Raw genomic sequence first — 1,415 nt, forward strand, 5'->3', positions numbered from 1 at the left:
TGGTGACCTTGTTCAATAAACTCGTTGACCAGCTCGGCTAGGGCTGGCTGGGCCGTGTGTTCCATGAACTGGGCTAGCTCATTTTTGGAAGGATAGGACCGTATCCCTGTCAGTCTCTGGCGCCAGGTGCGGTCGGGCCCGTGGCTGCCGTGCACAGCCTTCGACTGTTGACGCAGTGCCTGGCCTTCACGTTGTGCCCGCTCCACCCGTAGTGCTTTTGTGAAGGAGGCCATGACCAACCAGGCGATGATCGTCACCGGCAGGGCGAAGATCAGTGTGGCGTGTTCCATGGTGGTTACGCCGCCTGCTACAAGCATCGCGATGGTGAGCAGCGCGGTGAGTATGGCCCAGAAGATACGCAGCCATTTAGCCCCGTCCTGGGATGCGTTAGTGATGCGGGAGGAGAAATTGGACATCATCATGGCGCCGGAGTTGGCGCTGGTGAGGTAGAACAGCATGCCGGACAACGTGCCCAACCCGATCAGGAAAGCGGCTCCGGGAAACATCTCAAGCAGGGCGTACCAGCCCCGTTCCGGGCTGTCGATGGCCAGTTGGGCGAACTTCGTGTTGCCGTTCAGTACCTCGTGCATGGCGCTGTTGCCGAAGATGCTCACGACCAGGAAGTCGCACAGCACGGGGGCGGTGATTGCAGCGATGACAAATTCGCGCAGCGTCCGGCCGCGTGAGATGCGTGCCAGGAACAGGCCCACGAACGGGCCCCAAGCAAGCCAGAAGGCCCAGAAGAACAAAGTCCAGCCGGCCATCCATTCCGAACCGCCTGCTTCGTACGCGAACGTCTGCAGCGTACGGCCGGGCAGGGTGACGGCAAAGCGTCCGATGTTCTCTACCAGGGCGTTGAGCAAGAACGCGGTCTGACCGGTCACCAGGATGTACAGCAGCAAGGCTGCGGCGGCCCAGATGTTCAGCTCCGCAACCCAGCGGATTCCTTTGTCAACGCCGGAGGTGCATGAGGCGATGGTCAGAATGACGGCGACAATCACCAGCGCGATCTGCAGGGCCAGGCCTGACTGCAGACCAAAAATTAAGGAGAAGCCGATGTCCAGCAGTACCACGCCGATTCCCATGGCCGTGGCCACACCGAAAACAGTACCCACGAGGGTGACAATGTCGACCGCGTCGCCCAAGCCCCCACGGACGCGCTTGCCCAGCAACGGATACAAGACTGCTCGGATCGACAGCGGCGTGCCCCACCGGTAGGCGAAGTACCCCATGGCCATGCCGAGGAGCGCATACATGGCCCAGCCGGCGATCCCGTAGTGGAACATGGTCCACACCACGGCGTCCTGAGCTGCCGCCGCCGTCTGGCCTTGGCCCTCCGGCGGCGTCATGTACTGGGTGATGGGTCCGGTCACGGAGTAGAACAGCATGTCGATTCCCACACCGGCGGCGAACAG

1 protein-coding gene is annotated in these 1,415 nt (G+C 61.8%); it reads right to left on the reverse strand.

Annotation, left to right across the window (positions count from 1 at the left end):
- On the reverse strand, positions 1-1,415 hold a 1,415-nt coding region (locus QMG52_RS21670), incomplete at both ends, for a BCCT family transporter (RefSeq protein ID WP_283562469.1).

This window comes from Paenarthrobacter sp. PH39-S1, from assembly GCF_030063245.1.
In the GTDB taxonomy this organism is placed as follows: Bacteria; Actinomycetota; Actinomycetes; order Actinomycetales; family Micrococcaceae; genus Arthrobacter_M.